We start from the raw sequence: 18,796 nt of genomic DNA, 5'->3' as shown, positions 1-18,796 counted from the left end.
AAATTATACCATCGCGGGGCTTTTGCCCCGCATATATTTTATAGATCTTTTACTTTAAAAGAGTAAGCTTTTTTACTCAATGGTACAGCTGGCCGAGGCATCCAATATGGACGACGTTCAGTATCTTTAGAGTCCAATGGACGTGTAAGTTTGTCACGCCAAGCTTTGTATGTTTTCATATTGTTTTCATAGTTAACCCAAATATCACCGATCACATCATCAGGACCTGCTTTTTCAAGTATAACTTTTTGGTTCCAAGCATGGTTACCTGCAATTGGGTCTGGATGAACAGGAGCTACAGCATTTTGCCATGAACCACTTAAACCATCCCACCAGATGTTATCGAGATCTTTGTTAAACTCTTTAAACTGCCAAGATTTTGGACGATCATTGATACCCTTATCAATTCCCTCTTTAGGTTTAAGTGTACCTGTCTTACCATCCATTGTCATTTCATAAAGAGGTGCACCTACACCCATTACACCCAATGCATGCTTAAAGCCAGGAATCTCAACAGCATTTTTAAGTTTCCATCGTCCTGCGTGGTGACTACAAGCAAGAACTCCCGGCATAGTTCCTTCTGTTGGAACTGCCATTGCGATAAAGTAACCACTCTCCAAACCACTTACAGTATCTACTATGCGGATTTTTACAGCATCTCCACGCTTAATGCCAAGTCGTTCAGCATCTTTAGTATAGATCCAAACAGGGTTGTGGTTCTGACTTATTTCCATAAGATGCTTAGAGTTAACACTTCTAGTATGAATGTTATATGGCAATCTAAATACAGTATTCAGACAGAACTCATTCTCTTTAGTCATATAGCGATGGTGTACCTGCGATACAATGTGGATCATTTTGTCATATTCACGTGCATTTCTAGGGTAAATAGGCAATGCATATTCAGGCCATTTCCAATCAATTAACCACTCACAGAAGAGATCAAGTTTTTTATCAGGTGTATGGAACCCTTCATGCAATTTCCCGTCAATTTCAACACCAATTGAGCGTTTACGACCTTCGTGATCTGTAATCCAAAGTACGCCAAACTTATCTTTTTCTACCTCATCAACATGATATTTGTGACCATGAGCATGGTAGTAAGTTCCATCAAACTCAAGCTCTTTCTCTTGTGGTCTGTAAACATTTGTCTTTTCTGTCCAAGCACCTCTATCACGCATAAACTCATAGCAAGGATACTCACTATTCGGATAAGCTGCTTCAGCTGCTTTTCTTAAGTTTGGTAGAAGACTGAAACCTGCATTATAGTACTCTTTGACTGTAACAGGTTTACCAGGATTTTTACGAGATTCCCAATACTTTCGAATACCAAGGCTACCATCTGGATCGACATGCAGACATAGAAGTTCTGCCCAGAATTCATTCTCTTCCCAAATCTCACCAAGACCAGCTTTAATGTGTGCTTCAAGTGTACCGCGATGTTCAACTTTTGGTTTCCATCCCATCTTTTCAAGCGCAACACGAAGAACTGGCTGACGGAAAGCAGTCCACTGTTCAGGTTTGGTTGGCTCAGACTGCTGATCGTGACGCTCACCTGCAAGACCTGTTGGAAGAACATAGTCACAGTACCAGTTGGTTTCAGACCAAGTTGGAGAAAGGTTGAAACTCATCTCAATTTTACTTTCATCTTTTAGAGCTTCAATCCATCTAAATCCATCCGGATTGATCCAGACAGGGTTGTACATACGTGGAATCCAAACAGAAAGTTTTGTCGGCACATTTAAACCACGTGCTTTCCATTTATTCTGCCACTCTTCATCCATCAATAGGTGAGGTAGAATGAAACTCATCTCATATGTTGAAAGTGGATATTCAGGTGGCCATGCAAGCTCATTCCATACATCAACTTTTGGTGCTTTCTTACCTGCAACAGTTGCAGCATCACCTTTACCGCCAATTGAGATCTTATGCCAATGGTGCCAGCTTACACCACCAACATCACCGCGCATTGCACCACGAAGAGCAAGTGGAAGGAATGCTGAACGTGTTATCATCCATCCACCACGGTGAGCAATGGCACCAGAACGCCAAATATATGTAGCAATCTTTGGACCAGCTTCTATGAACATTTCAAAAAGTTTGTCCAGTTTATACTCTTGACCTTCAAGCTTACACTCTTTGACAACATACTCTTGTGTATATGGAGCATAAAGCTCTTTCATTAAAGAGATGAAACTTTCATAGCTCTCATCTTTTGGCATTTTAGAGATATACCCTTTTAGAACCATAAACTTCAGGTACTCTTTGTTTGCCATCAAACGATCCCAGTTGAGCCAGTTTTTGACAAACTGATGATCAATCAAGTCATCTCCATTTTTATCTTTCTCATTTAAAACACGATTTGCAAGATAAAGGTATAGTGCCGTCTCAGTTCCAGGCCATACAGGAATCCAAAGATCTGCAATACCTGCAGAGTTACTAAGTCGTGGATCAAGTACGACCATCTTTGCACCCTTCTTACGGGCATCTGCAATCAATCCTGCAGACTGCTGGAAGTAGTGACCTGCATCAGCGGCATGTGAAGACTGTAAGAAAACCAACTTTGCATTTGCCCAGTCTGGAGAGTTTCTGTCATCATTTGCCCACTGTATTGAGCCTTGGCGAGCACCTGCAGAACAGATGTTTGTATGTGAATCATAACCATCAAGCCCCATTGTATGAGGTACACGATGTCCAAAACCATTTTCATTAGGACGGCCAACATGGTACATAATCGATTTTTTAGAGATTTCATCACCGCTTTTAAGCGTATCATGCATCTTTTTACCAATCTCTTTTAATGCTTGATCCCAGCTTATACGGATCCATTTTCCCTCTCCACGCTTAGAACCAGGAGCTCGTTTAATAGGAAATGGAATACGATCAGGATCATACATTTGTGATTCAACAGCATAACCTTTAGCACAGTTTCGTCCACGACTTCCACTATGCAAAGGATTACCCATATATTTTCTAACAGTTAAACTCTTTTTATCAACCCATGCAGTCAAACCACATCCTGCTTCACAGTTAGAGCAGACACAAGGAACTATTGTATAGTCATGAACTTCTATACCATCAGGGTTATCTTCACTTCTAACTCCCTTACGATCAATACCTCCACGTTTCCAGTCATCTCCGTCAAGCTCTCTGAAACTATCCCACTTTTCAAGAGGAGGATAAAAATCCAAGCTTTCTGGTGTATTTGTAAACTCCGCTGTAGTATCTTTGCTGGCTTCTGCTACAGTTTCAAAAACTCCTGTAGCCAATGTTACACCGGCAACACTAAATGCTGCCCCTTTTAAAAATGTTCTTCTATTTTCATTTATCATACTCTTCTCCTCGATCAGCTAAGATTCAACAATTGCGGAATAACAAGCCAAACATGCTTGGCAATCCAAAGACCGGTTAATGCCAAAATAGATGCTAAAGAGAGCAAACTGTTAGCTCCTGATCTAAGTGCAAAAATCACAAAAGCAACAGGTAGGATATATCCAAGTGTCTGTCCAATCCAGAACATTGTATGGTATTCACCACCATCTTTTACAAAAGCGATTGTTGCAGCAACCTCTTCAGCTTTCATTGCACCAAAATAGTACTCACCCATATAGATAATGAATGAAAGTGCAGCACTTACCGCTAAAACAATTGCTAAATCTCTTTTAATATTTTTATCACCAACACCTAAAATGAGATATGTTGCAGAACCTCCAATAAAAGCAGCCAATGCCATCTGAACAAGTTCAGTAGGAGTTTGCCACAACTCTCTTGCAGATGCTTCACCCATAATTGTTGCAGTATATAGAGTAACAGGAATTGCAAAAATGAATGCTGCCCACATTAACTTGTTATACTGCTCATCAGTAATCTTTTTCATAATATGCCCTGCAGCCATTACAAAAATAATTCCGGTAAATATAGTTGCCAACCAAGCACCAACAGTAATAGCAGAGGTCCAGTGCGGATAGAAAAAGATATGCCACATTCTAAGCGGCTGATGCAGATCAAGCAGAGTAAATAACAAGAATATATTTAGAAAAATAAAAGAGACTACAGGCATAAGTGTTTTAATACTTGCAACTCTGTCTCCATACTTTTTCAAAAGATAGACACCTATAAGAACAACACCGGTTCCTATACTCTTTGCCCACATATTCAGTGTAATCATCCAACCCCATATAATTCCTGGAAGTGCGACATCAAGGGTTACGATTGCATTGGTCGCAGCAGTAGTATGTTCAACCATTTTAGTGACCTCCAACATGTTTTAGGTGCGTTATATTGTTAAAGAGGTTATAACCCTCTTCACGCTTGCTTGCCAATGGATTGAGGTTAACTTCACCACCACTTGTGTAGAAGTGTTTTGGATGAGTATTTTTCTCAGGCTTGCGAACCTTCACATTACCCTGATGCTCCATAATATAACGGCTAATGTTACTTGTCGGATCATCAAGATCTCCAAATATATTTGCTTCAACAGGACAAGCAACAACACAAGCAGGCATCATACCTCCGGCAACACGGTGAGCACAATATGTACATTTGTCTGCTGTATTAGTTTCTGGATCTATGTAGATTGCACCATATGGACATGCCATTACACAACCTGCACACCCTATACATCGCTCTTTATCTACATTTACAATGCCATTTTCAAGATAATGCAATGCACTAACTGGACAGATACGCTCACAAGGTGCATTTTCACAATGGTTACATCGAAGAGGTGTAAATGTTCTTTTAGTTTCAGGGAATGTTCCCACATCAACATACTTGACTCTCAAACGCCACATACTAAGCGGAACTTCATTTTCCACTTTACAAGAGACCTCACACCCTTTACATCCCATGCAAAGAGCCAGGTCTACTAAAAAGCCGAGCTTCATAGACTCCTCCTGAATTTTTTATGCTAGGTGCTTCAATATAGGCTCATCAAACAGGCTTATAAATTTTATAAGCTTGTTAGAACTCTATTAAATGCCTATATCACGACATTTTCAGTCTATCAGTGATTATTTTAATTAAAGCTGAATGAAGACTCTTTTTTAAAATATTTTCTTATATAAGTAGCAATATATAAGTTAGAAGTTTATTGATTCAAATTAATTTGGAAGGTAGTTCATTTTTTTTGATTTGAGAAAAATTAAGAAATTAAACCAAACAGCCAAAGAGGTATTTTACCTCTTTCCATACTGTAGTCAGTATCAATTACTAAAAAACTTTTCTCTATGCCATTTATCTGTTTAAAGCTTTTATTTTTACCTCCAATTTCAAATATATAGTCATCTACTCTAAAATCTCCAATATCACTATAATAGATATTTTCAAAACAACTTGCAAAGAATGTCTCTCTAACAGTACCTATGTCAACTTCTACTCCAAACTCATCAGCATAACTATAGAGCAAATTTGTATTTGAAAAGAGTAACTTATCTGGCTTTTGCGATACCTTCTTTGAATACTTTTTTATCGCTCTGATGATCTTTGTTTTATCTAAAATATCTAAATATGTCAGTAGTGTTGGATGAGATATGCCAAACTCTTTGCTAAGTGCAGAAACATTAACTTTATATGGTACTTTTGAGTAGATCAGTTTTGCAATAAACTTTTTAAAGAGAGACAAATGAGTAAAGTCGATCTTCTTTAAGGATGGAATATCTTCATTGATAATCTTATCACACGCATTAAAGAGTTTATTTTTATACTCAATCTCATCTTCCATAAAAAATGGGTAGTATCCTATTTGAAGATATTTTAGAAAGTTTTTATAAAGAGTAGGATGTTCCAAAGCCAAAGATGAACTTATATCATTATACTTTTCAAGTATCTCATCTAATTTAAATTGCGGCAAATTAATGTTTTGCGAAAGTTTTAAAAACTCTCTAAATGAGAGAGGTTTAACATAAGATATAACAGCTCTTCTGCTAAGATCATACTTTTGATCCAAAATATTCAGCATAGAACTACCACTAAATCTTATAATAAGATCAGGAAATGAGTCATATATGCTTTTTAGCTCAATTGCCCAATTGTTGTATTTATGAATCTCATCTATAACTATAACTTTTCCGCCAAGTTTTACAAACTCATCTGCTATATCATAAATAGAGCTATCTATAATATATACATCATCAGCACTAAAATATAGATATTCCGTTGGTTTATAGTTTGTTTTTAAGTATTGAAGCAAAAGAGTTGTTTTACCAACTCCTCTTTGTCCCACAAGCCCAACAAGCCTATTTGTTGAGATAAGTTTTTGCATATATATTTCTCTAATAAAATTAAGAGAGATGGAGTTAATTATTCTAACTTGCTTTTTAAGAATATACTTTATCATTTAAAATCCATTTTAATTTTTATATGATTATAACATAAATCTTAAAATCCATTTTAAACTTTTGGTAAATAAAATTAAAATTAGCTTTTGATTTGAGAAAAAGAAGGTATATGAAAACAGATTTTTGTACCTTTTCCTACTTCAGAGCTTATGTGCAGATGTGAATTATGTAGTTTAAGAATATAAGAAACTATTGCCAAGCCTAACCCCATAGAGTTGTCCCAGCTATTTTTATTGATTCGATAAAACTTTTTAGTAATTTCATCAATCTCTTTTTCAGGAATTCCATCTCCTTTGTCAATAACACAAAACTCCTTCTCATTTAGTACTACTTCAACATCATCTTCAGAGTATTTTAGTGCATTATCAATAAGGTTAATGACTGTCATCTCCATCATGGTTTTGTCTGCATAAATATTTACAGGTTTGCTTTGAATTTTTATATTTCGGCCCTGATACTTCTGACTAAGGGTATAGATAGCATCTTTAACAACTTTTTCCATATCAAAACCGCTCATTTCAGGCTGAATTTCACTGCTTTCCATACGCGTCATAAAACTTAGGCGATCTATCATCTGTGTAATACGTCTGGCATTTTGCTCAATTCGCTGTAAAAACTTTTTACGAATAGTTACAGGTACGCCATCATCATCCAAAAGTGTTTCAGTATATCCCATAATGGCAGCTACAGGATTTTTAAACTCATGACTTATTGCAGAGATCATATCACTGCGCTGTTTACTGATAAGTCTGATCTTTGCATTATATTTACGCTTCTTTTTCTCATTTTTCTCAAGCCGTTTAGCCAGCTTTTTGAGCAATACCGCAATAGTTGTAAACTCTTTAGAGAATCCGGCACTAAAGTTGGCATTATAATTTTTATCGGCAATTGCTTTTAGATAATCTGTAAGTTTTCCAAGCTCTTCATCAATTCGTCTCTGTAAAGCTCTGCTTATAAAATATCCTGTTACTAATGCTAATAGAAATACAGATGCCATGCGAAACCAAAGCATCCTAAAATCCTGCATAATAGTTTCTAATGAAACTGAAAGGCGCAATATTGCAGGTTTTGAATTCCACTTAATAGTCTTTGCAACATAAATACGATCATTTTTTACTGTTTGGGAGTAACGAACTGCTGTACCAAAACCATCTCTTCTTGCAGCCATAACTTCTGGACGGTTGGCGTGATTTTCCATACTGCTTACATCTGCTTCATTGTCAAAAAGTACCGTTCCATCCATTGCAATCAGTGTAACCCTTAAAGGTCGTCCCATTATCTCACTCATCTCATTAGCTGCAACTTCAAGAGACTTTCCCTCATCTAGCCTAGTACGAACATAAGCGATCTCACTTCTAAGCTGATTTGTAAACTGTTTGACTTCAATCTCTTGCACAGAGTAATAAACAATAAAAGATGCTATCAACAATGTACCAGAAAGTAAAAGTAAAAAATTGATAAAAAATATCTGAGGAAGTTTAAAATAACGTTTTAACAAACCTGATACCCTACCCCTCGAATTGATTTAATATAGTTTTTACTCTTATCTGGATCAATCTTCTCTTTTAGACGATTAACTGCAACATTTACAGTACGATCCTGATAGTCTCCATCATCACCCCAAACTTTCTCAAGAAGCTGATCACGACTTAAAACCATATTTTTATGTGTAACAAGTTCAAGTAAAAGTTTAAATTCCAAACGTGTTAAATCAATCTTCTTGCCATCAATAAAGACTTCATAACTCTTAGGTTTTATTGTAATATCCCTATATATAATTTCACTACTCTCTTCAGGTTTGCTTCTTCTAAGTACTGCCCGAACACGATGCATCAACTCTTTTACATTAAATGGCTTTGTAACATAATCATCTCCACCACGCAAGAAACCCTCTTCTATCTCTGTATCAGAAACTTTAGCAGTAAGAAAAATGACTGGTATATTGTAACCTCTGCTTCTTAATTGTTGGACAAACTCGCTACCTTCTACCCCAGGAAGGTTTCTGTCTACAATCATAAGGTCAGGTGTCTCTTCTTCAAGAAGTTTTTCAATAGGTTTAACTGAAATTGCTGCAAAAGTTTCATAACCCTCTTTTTGCAAATGATACTCTAAAAGGTCTAGCAAATCTTGTTCATCTTCTATAATAGCAATTAGAGCCATTAGTAACTCTCCAATTCTCCACCAGTTTTTATGAAAAGTAAAAGCTTAGCGACATTAACCGAATGATCACTTATATTCTCAAGTTTTTTAGCCAATTTCAAAACTGTCATATAATCCAAAGGATCAACATCAATATGACAAAGCATTTCAGAAATATCTTTCTGTACTATTGAGTAGAGATCATCACCTTTTGACTCTTCAACTTTTATAGATCGAAAAAGAGCACGAATCTCCTCTTCACTTCTTTTCAAATCAATCATCTCTACCATATGTTTAATAGAGTTATATGCACTCTGATGAAGAGGAATAAAAGAGTCTTTCATATCTTCCATATTAAAATCACTTACAATTAAAGCTTTGTTATGCTTTACATAAGACTTAATACTGCCAGCCATATTTACTAGCTCATTAGTAATCTTTAAATACCCAACCATTTCACGCAACTCTGTTGCTTCTGGTCCATACAGAGCCAATGTCTTAATTATCTCATTATCTATCTCATTTGCTGTTACCCTGCAGCCTTTTATAGTATCTCGTGCCTCATCTAATAGATTCATATCTTTCTCTTTGAAACCATCAAAACATAATTTCTCGCTCTTTATGATCATTTCGGCGAAATTTTGCATCATATGATTGATTTGATCAAGCTTCTCTTGAAAATTTGAAAGCATACCTTTTACCTTTCATTAAATAATAAAAATAGATTGCATAAGTTTAGACCTATTTGGTAACAGTTTGGTAACAATCATTATATCTACTGTAACCAAACTGTATCCTTACTATTTTAAAATCTCGTCGTAAAAACAAGTAAGGAGTAAGAATGCTTAAGAAGACAGTTGCGGCTCTAGCAGCCGGTGTTATCGCAGCAAGCGCAGGAAACATCAGTGGTGCTGGAGCTTCATTCCCTGCTCCGGTATATTTTGACTGGGCATATATTTACCAAAAAAATACCGGCAATCAGGTGAATTACCAATCTATCGGCTCAGGTGGTGGAATTAAACAAATCTCAGCTCGAACTGTAAATTTTGGTGCAAGCGACAAACCTTTAAAACCTAGAAAATTAGACAAAAAACGTCTATATCAATTCCCGGCAGTTATAGGTTCTATCGTTGCAGCATACAATATTCCAGGTGTTAAAGATGGCGAATTAAAGCTTGAGAACAAAGATCTTGCTGACATCTTCCTTGGAAAGATTAAATTCTGGGATGATAAACGAATTACAGAAGATAACCCAGGTGTTAAACTTCCTCATAAAGAGATTGTAGTTTGCCACAGAGCAGATGGTTCTGGTACAACTTTCAACTTCAGCTACTTCCTTGCACATGTTAGTGAAGATTGGGCAAACAATGTAGGAATAGGTAAAGCACTTGACTGGCCTACAGGTCTTGGTGGTAAAGGTAATGAAGGTGTTTCTAGCCTAATCTCTCAAAACCCTTACAGCATCGGTTATGTTGAGTATGCTTACAAACTGAAAAATGGATTTGGAGCAGCAGTTCTTCAAACAAAAAGCGGTAAGTGGGTAGAAGCAAAAGAAGAAAACTTCAAAGCAGCCGCAAAATATGCAAAATGGACTGCTAAAGATCATTTTTATCAAATTCTTGCACTTCAGCCAGGTGACAACAGCTACCCAATTGTAGCGGCAACTTTCATTCTTCTTCCTCGTGAGAAGACAGAGATGAATAAAGAGGTAGTCAAGTTCTTTGATTTTGCATTCAAAAATGGTGATGAAGATGCGAAAAAACTTGGTTATATTCCACTTCCTGCACAAACTAAAGATATGATCAGAAGTTATTGGAAAGAACACGGAATTTACTAATTTAGTATTCAAAAATTAAAAAATAAATATAAAGGATATGAATCATGATGAAAAAAACAGTTTTATCTCTTGCAGCTTTAGCAGCTCTTGGTTCAGCAGCAAATGCAGCAGCTATTACACTTTATCAAGACACAGAGACAGGTGCTATCTATACTAAGCCAGGTGCAAATCGTGTAGAACTTGGTGATTTTGTAAGTGCAAAAGAGCAGTACATTGAAAAGCAAACTATGCTTTCTAAAATTAACAAAAAGCTTGGTGTAAAAGTAAAGTCTGGTGTTCCTACTCTTAAATTCAGTGGTGTTCACTATCTTGGGTATACATATACTGATGATAAAACATCTGCAAACAGTGATACAAGTAAATTTGAAACTCGAAGAAACTATTTACAAGTTAAAGCTTACTGGAATAAAAAAGATTATATGAGAATTACTCTTGATACCCATCAAGATGACACAGGTGATTGGAAAGTTCGTTTAAAATATGCTTTCCTTTATTTAGATAATGTTCTTCCATACACAGGTGTAGAGTTTGGTCAAGCTCACCGAACTTGGATTGACTGGGAAGAACATCATGGATGGCTATATCGTTCTATCTCAAAAACATTTATTGAAGATGGAACAGCAGCTGACCTGACAAATTCAGCAGATATAGGTATCAATTTCAAAACTAAAACAGATTATTTTAGCTCAGAGTTAGGTATATATAATGGTGAAGGATATCACGGTACAGCACAAGGTAACTCTATGTCTTATGAGTGGCGTTTAACTGCTAATATTCTTGGAACAGGTAAAAAACATGTTCATGCAACTGAAGATGAGTATCTTGATATCTCTTTAACTGGACAATATGAAGATAAAAACTATTATAAAGATGACCCATATGTAAATGATTTTTCTAAAAAGAAGTGGTGGGGTATTCACGCTGTTTATAATCAACCTATGTTCTTAATTGCAGGTATGTATGTTGACTCTTCTTCTAGTACATACAACGAAGGAAAAGGATGTGGTACTGGCTACACTGTAAATGGTGAATTCCGCCCTGCTCACAAATGGTCTATTTTTGGAAGATATGACTATTGGAAAACAGAAGATAAAGCAGATGCAGGAATTTATAGAAACTTGGATAAAGATCAATATATAGCTGGTGTTGCTTACAAATATAATAAAAATGTAAAATTTATTGGTAATCTTAAATCATATGATTCTGTTAATTTTGGAAAAGGAAAAGCAGATCAATATATGCTATCTGCAGAAGTTAAATGGTAAGAGCTTAAAGCGCATTTGCGCTTTGGCTCTGCTGGCTTAAATGAGCCTTTGCCAAAACGAAGGCTCAGAAAGCTTGCAAATTTCATAACTACTCCCTGGTATGGCGGTATTTACCGCCTCCTTCTTTCATTTACCAAAGCAATGTAATAATTCTGTAACCAAAACCTCTTATAATTCACCACATAATTTTCAGCAAAGGAAAGAGTGTGAATCGAATTCTCGACACTGTCTTCCACAACACAACCCGCTTCTTTGCGATCTTAGTACTGATCGTTCTTGCGGCACTATTTGTTGTACTATTCAATGAGGCAAAACCTGCTATTGACGCATTTGGCTTGCAGTTTGTTACAAATAGCAAATGGGCTCCAAATATGGATATTTTCGGTGGCTATCCAGCTATATATGGTTCAATAGTTTCGACAATCATAGCTATGCTCATAGCTACACCTGTTGCTATTGGAATTGCTATATTTTTGAGTGAACTTGCTCCACCTTGGATAGCTACTATTGTAGGTATGGCAATAGAACTTCTTGCAGCTATTCCTTCCATAATATATGGTATGTGGGGGCTTTTCTATCTTGCACCAATATTGCGTGACATATGGGGTGGGAATGGACTTGGACTGGCAACTGCCGGATTTGTACTCTCTATTATGATTCTTCCTTTTATGGCAGCTATTACAAGAGATGCTATGAAGACAACTCCAGCTATTTTAAAAGAGTCAGCATACGGTATGGGGGCTACAAGATGGGAAGTACTAAAAGATGTCGTCATTCCTTATGTTAAAAGTGGAATCATTGGGTCTATTATTCTAGCTCTTGGTCGTGCTATTGGTGAAACTATGGCAGTTACTTTTGTAATGGGTAATGCACATAAAGTGCCTGACTCTATTTTTAAAGCGGCTACAAGTATTCCTGTAACATTGGCAAATGAGTTTACTGAAGCAGATACAGATCTTTACTACTCCAGTCTATTTTACTTGGCACTCATTCTTCTTGTAATAAGTTTTACTGTTATTGCCATAGCAAAATTCTGGTTCCTTAGAAACCTTCAGGAGCAAAAGATATGACACTTCAAGAGAGACGAATTCTTTTAAATAAAATTATTATGATTCTTTCCTCTGCTGCAGCAATAGCAGGGATGCTGTTTCTTTTCTGGATTATAGGCGTACTTTTATATAAAGGTTTTAATGCTTTAAGCTTAGATATATTTACTTATGACATGGCTCCTCCAGGAAGAGAACCTAGCGGTCTTAGAAATGCTCTTGTAGGACAGCTTATTTTAGTGATAGGTGCTTCTATTATAGGTGTTCCTATTGGTGTTTTAGCAGGAACTTACCTAAGTGAGTATGGTGGGAAAAAGAGTAAATTAGCTCGAGTAATACGAGATATTTCAGATATTATGATGAGTACACCTAGTATTGTAATAGGTGCATTTGTTTATGCTATTTTGGTTGAGCCAATTGGACACTTTAGTGGATGGGCAGGAATTGCAGCTTTAGCTGTAATGATGGTACCGATTGTTCTTAGAACTACAGATGATATGTTACAGTTAGTCCCAGGAAGTCTTAGAGAAGCAGCAGCAGCACTGGGAGCACCGAAATATAAAGTTATTATTCAAGTTGTTTATAGAGGAGCAAAAACAGGAATGTTAACAGGTATATTGCTATCTGTTGCACGTATTGCAGGAGAAACTGCACCATTACTGTTTACATCATTTAGTAATAACTTTTTCTCGACTGATCTAAATCAGCCGATAGCATCGCTAACTGTTACTATGTTCAACTACGCTACAAGTCCATATGACGACTGGATCAATCAAGGATGGGCAGCAGCCCTTATTTTAGCCCTATTCGTTCTGGGTGCAAATATTATTGGACGTATTATTATTAGAAATAAAAAAGGAAACCGCTAATGGCAACAATTTGTGAAGTAACACATGAACATATTATTGAGGTAAAAGATTTCAGTTTCTACTACGCAGGTGTTGAAAAACCTAACTTGAAAAATATAAATATGCCAATTGGAAAAGGTGCTGTTACAGCATTAATTGGACCAAGTGGCTGCGGAAAGACAACCTTGCTGCGCTGCTTTAACAGAATGCATGATCTCTACCCTGGAAATAGATATGAAGGAGACATTCACTTTAAAGGGCGTAATATCTTAGATAAGAAAGAGGATCTTATTAAACTGCGTACACAGATAGGAATGATTTTTCAAAAGCCTACACCATTTCCTATGAGCATTTATGACAATGTAGCATACGGATTACGTCTGCAAGGCATAAAATCTAAAAGTGAACTTGATGGAAGAGTTGAACAGGCACTAAAAGATGCAGCACTATGGAAAGAGGTTGGAGATCGTCTTAAAAGTTCAGGTACTGCACTGTCCGGTGGGCAACAACAGCGTCTATGCATTGCTAGAGCCATTGCAGTTGAGCCAGAAGTTTTACTCTTTGATGAACCAACATCAGCCCTAGATCCAATCTCAACTCAAGCTATTGAAGAGCTTATTATTAAACTAAAAGATAGAGTAACTATTATCATTGTTACTCACAATATGCAGCAAGCTGCCCGTGTAAGTGACTATACTGCATTTATGTATCTTGGTGATCTCATAGAACTTGGTGTTACAGAAGAGCTGTTTATTACACCTAAAGAAGAGATGACTGAGCAATACATCACAGGAAAGTTTGGATAATTATGAGTATACTATCAAAATTACGAGAATATATTGATATTGTCGTCGCCGTATTCATTTTTGCAACACTTATTATAGTCGGCGGCGACTTTACCAAAACAATAATTTTACTTCTTGAACTAATCGTTATTATAGAAGTAGTTCAAATGATTTTTCTTTTTTTCAAAAAACATCGTATAAAAATTAGATATATGGTAGATGCTGCAATCATCTATGCAATAAGAGAATTAATGATTGCCATTACTCATGAGCATATCGATACTACAAAATTAACACTATTGATATTAATTTTGTTTTCACTCTTTTTTATGCGATACCTATCAATCAAAATTACATATAATTCATCTAATGATACTGATTGAGTATTTAGCATAACTCATAGGAAAGAATAAATTAAACTCTTTCCTAATGATATGATTATGCAGCCTTCTTAATCACTTTCTTAGCAATTTTTTTAGCCGCTTTTATTTTTGTAGGTTTCTTTTTCAAAATAGCTTTTATAGCTTTTTTTGCAAGTTTATCTGCCTTTTTTTTCTTAATAATACTTTTTGCAACTGCTTTATTAGTTGCTTTAGCAACAACTTTTTTTACCGCTTTTTTCTTTAGTGTTTTTGCCATAAAAGGCTCCTTTAAATAATATAATTTACTACTTTTTGCAATAAATTACACATATTGTAGCTTTTAACTATTGTGAATGTCAATATGAGGGAAATATATAACCTTCCAGGATTAAACCTGAAAGAGATAATTAAATTCTGAAGAGTTTTTGTGGCGATAAACGATCATACTCTCAATATATCCATATCTGCTTCTAACTGACTTAAACACTGCTTTCCATCTTTTTTTCATACTGTTTCTCCTATATAACGTTTTCTCTTAGATGGTTTTAGTCGTTTTAAATCTACAACTATAAAACCATCAATACAGTGGTTAAACTCCCTATCTATTCCAAAATCCATTAACTCCATTCCACCATCTTCGCATACTTCAGCATACTGTTTGTAAAGAACTGGAATAGAAAATCCTCTAATCTCTAGTTCCTCTTTTAATACTCTCATATCGCTTCGGTAGTCACTGCCAGTAAAAATTGAAGCCAGATGAGTTTTTACTTCATTGCTTAATCTAAATGGCTCTTTATGTTTTACTAGCGGTTCTTTAGAGCCAAAATATAGAGTATAGAAATATACAATTAATGCTTTTGCTTCTTCTGTAAATGTTGCACTCAGACTTACCGGTCCAAATAGATACCTAATATCAGGATGCTGACGCAAGTAAGCTCCAATTCCCTGCCAAAGATAGTCCAAAGCTCTAGAGTTCCAGTATCGAGGTTGAACAAAGCTTCTACCTAGTTCTATACCATTTTGCAAATATGGTTTAAACCTTGCATCGTAATTGAAAAGAGTGGATGTATATAACCCTTCCATGCCGTACACATCTATAATATCTTTACAGACTCCGACACGGTATGCTCCTGCAATTTCCAGCTCTTCATCATCCCATACTATGAGATGTTTATATATAAAGTCATAATCATCAATATCACGTTTTCTGCCACTCCCTTCTCCTACCTGACGAAATGATATTTCACGAAGACGACCAATCTCTCTAAAGAGGGCATTCATCTTCGTACCTTCATAAAGAATTATCTTCTTTCCATCAAAGGTTGTTCCCAACTCAATACCTGTTTTAAGCTCATTTTTTATCTCACTGCGAGGTTCAGGAAGTGCAATCTCATTAACACTTTTGAATATGCCCTTTTTGCCTTTTGCAACATTGTAAAAATGTTTTCGCAATAGTCGTACTATCTCTTTAGATCCGAGTGATTGTATAGAGTAGTTTTTATAAGGTATCTGTTTACCTATTTTGAAAGTTATAGTTTTATTTTTAAACTTGAACATTTCATTTGGTAAAACTGCAGTAGAGATACTTTTGTTGATCATTGAAAGAAGATAGAAACTTTTTGAATTTTTTGCATCAATGTATATTGGCAAAATGGGTGCTTTTGCTTTTTTAGCTATCTTGTAAAACCCGTTTTGCCACTTTGTATCTTTAATTCCATCTGGGCAAACCCTGCTAACCTCTCCTGATGGAAATATAATTACCGCCTCTTCTTTGTTTAAGGCTTCATAAATGGAGCTAATTGAACTCTTCTTCATCTTTCCTGAGATATTGTCTATAGGAATCAAAAGCTCTCTGAGATTATCAAATGAGTATAAAAAATCGTTTGCTAGAACTTTAATATCTTTACGAATATCTTGCAAAAGATATATTAGAGCCAAGGCATCCAAAGCTCCAAGAGGATGGTTTGCAATAATAACCACTTTTCCATAAGCAGGAATCCGTGCCATCTCTTTTTTATCAACTACAACTTTTGTATCGAAATAATCTAGTACTGCTTCAACAAAACCAAAAGCATCTTTATGAGCGTGCTCTTTTAAAAAGCTGTTTATCTCATCTTCATGAAAAAATCTTTTAAAAAAACTTAAAATGCTGTATTGAAATGGTTTTGGATAGTTAACAAATGAGGGATAACTTTTAGATATATACTCTTCTACCTGAACAGCCATTATGCCACCATATACAGATCAAGAAGTCTTTTTGCAATCTTTTTACATAGCTTCTTTTCATTTGCACCAGATATAACCATCTCTTCAACATATTCCCATTCACTGTAGATCATAGAGTATGCCTCTTCAGTAGATATTCCATATTTACTACATAGACACTCAACCAGTTTTAAAACTATCTCTTCCATTCCACAACTCCTTTTTTGGAACTACAGCAATTAAACAATGAAAGTATCTGATAGTTTTGTTGCAATTGCAATACAAAATGGTTACATATAAGTTACAAGATTTACAATTTCTTTGCAGATTTTAATCTATCCTTTGTTACCATTTTGTAATCTTTATACTAAGGCGCTGTTATATGGAGATAAATACTTTCGAGAAGATGCAGAAAAAGGCTGTAAAGAAGAGTCAAACCGACTTCTTACGTCTTGGGTTCTCCCTAATTTTTATGGTCATAGTTTTACTGGCCACTTGGGATAAAATTCCAGGAAACCCATTCCTTGCAGTTGCGGCACTGTTTGGTGCGTATATGGCAATGAATATTGGTGCAAATGATGTTGCAAACAATGTTGGACCAGCAGTTGGTTCTAAAGCGTTGACAATGATGGGGGCTATCATTATTGCAGCTATATTTGAATCTGCAGGAGCCCTTATTGCAGGTGGTGATGTTACAGGTACAATTAAAAAGGGGATCATAGATCCTATGGCATTTGCCCATCCTGATCATTTTGTATGGGCTATGACAGCAGCACTATTGGCTGCAGCACTGTGGCTTAATCTTGCTACATACCTTAAAGCTCCTGTTTCAACCACTCACTCTATTGTTGGCGGTGTTATGGGTGGAGGTATTGCTGCAGCGGGAACATTTGGCATAGTTGCGTGGGGAACTATGGGTAAAATTGCAGCAAGCTGGGTAATATCTCCAATTTTAGGTGGTTTAATCGCTGCTGCTTTTTTGTATGCAATTAAAAAGACTATTATATACAAAGAGAATACTAAAGAAGCAGCAATGAAATTGGTTCCGCTTTATGTTGCTGTAATGGGATGGGCATTTATAACTTATGTTATTTTAAAAGGTATTAAGCATGTAGTCAAGCTTGGATTCCCAACAGCGGCAGGTTTAGGCTTTATTGGTGCAATAATAATATTTTTCCTTGTAAAAGCAACAATTACCAAATATGCAGATTCACTAGATAATGAGCGATCAAGTGTAAATCGACTTTTTACTATTCCACTCATTTTTGCAGCAGCTCTTCTTAGTTTTGCACATGGAGCAAATGATGTTGCAAATGCCGTTGGACCTCTTGCAGGTATATATGATGCTTTAACTCACGCTACAGTTTCTACAAAAGCTGCTATACCTCTTTGGGTTATGATCATTGGTGCTGTAGGCATCTCTCTTGGACTTGCACTATATGGTCCTAAGCTAATTAAAACAGTAGGTAGTGAGATAACCGAGCTTGATCAAATCAGAGCATTTTCTATTGCATTAGCTGCTGCTATTACTGTTATTATTGCTTCTCAGCTTGGTCTTCCTGTCAGCTCAACCCATATTGCACTTGGGGGTGTTTTTGGTGTTGGATTCTTGCGTGAATGGCTAGACCGCACACAACGACTGGAATATCGCATTAAAGAGGAAAAAGAGAAACTTGAAGAGTTAAAGTCTAAACTTGTAGCATTCCAAGATGAACTTAAAACTATTGAATCAAAAGATACAAAGACACAAGCAGATTATGAGCGAATAGTATATTTGTTTGAAGTAATAAATGAGTATGAAAAACGTATTAAAAAAGAGAACAAAGCTCTTAAAAATGTTTATAAAACTAAATATGTACAAAGAAATGCTGTCAAAAAGATAGTTGCAGCTTGGATCATAACTGTTCCAGCTGCAGCTGTGCTTTCAGCAATCATATTTTTTGTAATTAAGGGAGTAATGCTCTAAAACTG

The 18,796-nt window shown here is 36.0% G+C and carries 17 protein-coding genes; 7 read left to right on the top strand and 10 right to left on the bottom strand.

The window, feature by feature from the left end; translation table 11 throughout:
• Positions 1 to 38: 38 nt before the first annotated feature.
• The 7 genes from BM227_RS00540 to BM227_RS00510 all read right to left on the bottom strand — a co-directional run bounded on the left by BM227_RS00540 (position 39) and on the right by BM227_RS00510 (position 9,169).
• The gene (locus tag BM227_RS00540; RefSeq protein ID WP_092909892.1) at positions 39 to 3,332 is read right to left on the bottom strand and encodes a molybdopterin-dependent oxidoreductase; all 3,294 of its coding nucleotides are present in this window, start codon (positions 3,330 to 3,332) and stop codon (positions 39 to 41) included.
• 14 nt (positions 3,333 to 3,346) lie between these two features.
• Entirely contained in the window at positions 3,347 to 4,246 is a 900-nt protein-coding gene (gene nrfD, locus BM227_RS00535) for an NrfD/PsrC family molybdoenzyme membrane anchor subunit (protein ID WP_092909890.1), read from the bottom strand.
• Position 4,247: 1 nt separating this feature from the next.
• Positions 4,248 to 4,886 (bottom strand): 4Fe-4S dicluster domain-containing protein, encoded by a 639-nt coding sequence (locus BM227_RS00530; protein WP_092909887.1) that lies wholly within the window; start codon positions 4,884 to 4,886, stop codon positions 4,248 to 4,250.
• Between the two features lie 257 nt (positions 4,887 to 5,143).
• Positions 5,144 to 6,337: an ATP-binding protein gene (locus tag BM227_RS00525; protein ID WP_092909885.1), complete on the bottom strand. Its 1,194-nt coding sequence runs from the start codon at positions 6,335 to 6,337 to the stop codon at positions 5,144 to 5,146.
• An 80-nt stretch (positions 6,338 to 6,417) separates the two neighbouring features.
• Complete coding sequence (locus tag BM227_RS00520) at positions 6,418 to 7,836, bottom strand: HAMP domain-containing sensor histidine kinase (protein WP_092909883.1); 1,419 nt, start codon at positions 7,834 to 7,836, stop codon at positions 6,418 to 6,420.
• Positions 7,830 to 8,498, bottom strand: a complete 669-nt coding sequence (locus BM227_RS00515; protein ID WP_092909880.1) for a response regulator transcription factor — start codon at positions 8,496 to 8,498, stop codon at positions 7,830 to 7,832. Before BM227_RS00515 ends, BM227_RS00520 begins: the two co-directional genes overlap by 7 nt.
• Complete coding sequence (locus BM227_RS00510; RefSeq protein ID WP_092909878.1) at positions 8,498 to 9,169, bottom strand: phosphate signaling complex PhoU family protein; 672 nt, start codon at positions 9,167 to 9,169, stop codon at positions 8,498 to 8,500. Before BM227_RS00510 ends, BM227_RS00515 begins: the two co-directional genes overlap by 1 nt.
• Before the next feature lie 149 nt (positions 9,170 to 9,318).
• On the opposite strand from BM227_RS00510, the gene pstS reads away from it, so the two are divergent.
• The 6 genes from pstS to BM227_RS00480 all read left to right on the top strand — a co-directional run bounded on the left by pstS (position 9,319) and on the right by BM227_RS00480 (position 14,641).
• On the top strand, positions 9,319 to 10,314 hold the full coding sequence (pstS, locus tag BM227_RS00505) for a phosphate ABC transporter substrate-binding protein PstS (RefSeq protein WP_092909875.1): 996 nt from the start codon (positions 9,319 to 9,321) through the stop codon (positions 10,312 to 10,314).
• Positions 10,315 to 10,358: 44 nt separating this feature from the next.
• The gene (locus BM227_RS00500) at positions 10,359 to 11,579 is read left to right on the top strand and encodes a hypothetical protein (RefSeq protein WP_092909873.1); all 1,221 of its coding nucleotides are present in this window, start codon (positions 10,359 to 10,361) and stop codon (positions 11,577 to 11,579) included.
• Between the two features lie 206 nt (positions 11,580 to 11,785).
• On the top strand, positions 11,786 to 12,649 hold the full coding sequence (gene pstC, locus BM227_RS00495; RefSeq protein WP_092909870.1) for a phosphate ABC transporter permease subunit PstC: 864 nt from the start codon (positions 11,786 to 11,788) through the stop codon (positions 12,647 to 12,649).
• The gene (gene pstA, locus BM227_RS00490; protein ID WP_092909867.1) at positions 12,646 to 13,494 is read left to right on the top strand and encodes a phosphate ABC transporter permease PstA; all 849 of its coding nucleotides are present in this window, start codon (positions 12,646 to 12,648) and stop codon (positions 13,492 to 13,494) included. Before pstC ends, pstA begins: the two co-directional genes overlap by 4 nt.
• On the top strand, positions 13,494 to 14,279 hold the full coding sequence (gene pstB, locus BM227_RS00485) for a phosphate ABC transporter ATP-binding protein PstB (RefSeq protein ID WP_092909864.1): 786 nt from the start codon (positions 13,494 to 13,496) through the stop codon (positions 14,277 to 14,279). The genes pstA and pstB overlap by 1 nt, the downstream gene beginning before the upstream one ends.
• A 2-nt stretch (positions 14,280 to 14,281) precedes the next feature.
• Positions 14,282 to 14,641, top strand: coding sequence for a phosphate-starvation-inducible PsiE family protein (locus BM227_RS00480; RefSeq protein WP_092909860.1), 360 nt, complete (start codon positions 14,282 to 14,284; stop codon positions 14,639 to 14,641).
• A gap of 55 nt (positions 14,642 to 14,696) precedes the next feature.
• On the opposite strand, the gene BM227_RS00475 is transcribed toward BM227_RS00480, so the two are convergent.
• The 3 genes from BM227_RS00475 to BM227_RS00465 form a co-directional block, all read right to left on the bottom strand.
• A complete protein-coding gene (locus BM227_RS00475; RefSeq protein ID WP_092909856.1) occupies positions 14,697 to 14,897 on the bottom strand; it encodes a hypothetical protein in 201 nt (66 codons plus the stop codon).
• Between the two features lie 227 nt (positions 14,898 to 15,124).
• Positions 15,125 to 16,846: a bifunctional ornithine lipid synthase OlsF gene (olsF, locus tag BM227_RS00470; RefSeq protein ID WP_092909853.1), complete on the bottom strand. Its 1,722-nt coding sequence runs from the start codon at positions 16,844 to 16,846 to the stop codon at positions 15,125 to 15,127.
• Positions 16,846 to 17,034, bottom strand: a complete 189-nt coding sequence (locus BM227_RS00465) for a hypothetical protein (RefSeq protein WP_092909851.1) — start codon at positions 17,032 to 17,034, stop codon at positions 16,846 to 16,848. Before BM227_RS00465 ends, olsF begins: the two co-directional genes overlap by 1 nt.
• 173 nt (positions 17,035 to 17,207) lie before the next feature.
• On the opposite strand from BM227_RS00465, the gene BM227_RS00460 reads away from it, so the two are divergent.
• Positions 17,208 to 18,791: an inorganic phosphate transporter gene (locus tag BM227_RS00460; protein ID WP_092909849.1), complete on the top strand. Its 1,584-nt coding sequence runs from the start codon at positions 17,208 to 17,210 to the stop codon at positions 18,789 to 18,791.
• Positions 18,792 to 18,796: the final 5 nt, after the last annotated feature.

The organism is Hydrogenimonas thermophila (genome assembly GCF_900115615.1).
Taxonomy (GTDB): Bacteria; Campylobacterota; Campylobacteria; order Campylobacterales; family Hydrogenimonadaceae; genus Hydrogenimonas; species Hydrogenimonas thermophila.
Note: the sequence above shows the minus strand (reverse complement) of the source record. Positions and strands in the feature narration are given on the sequence as shown.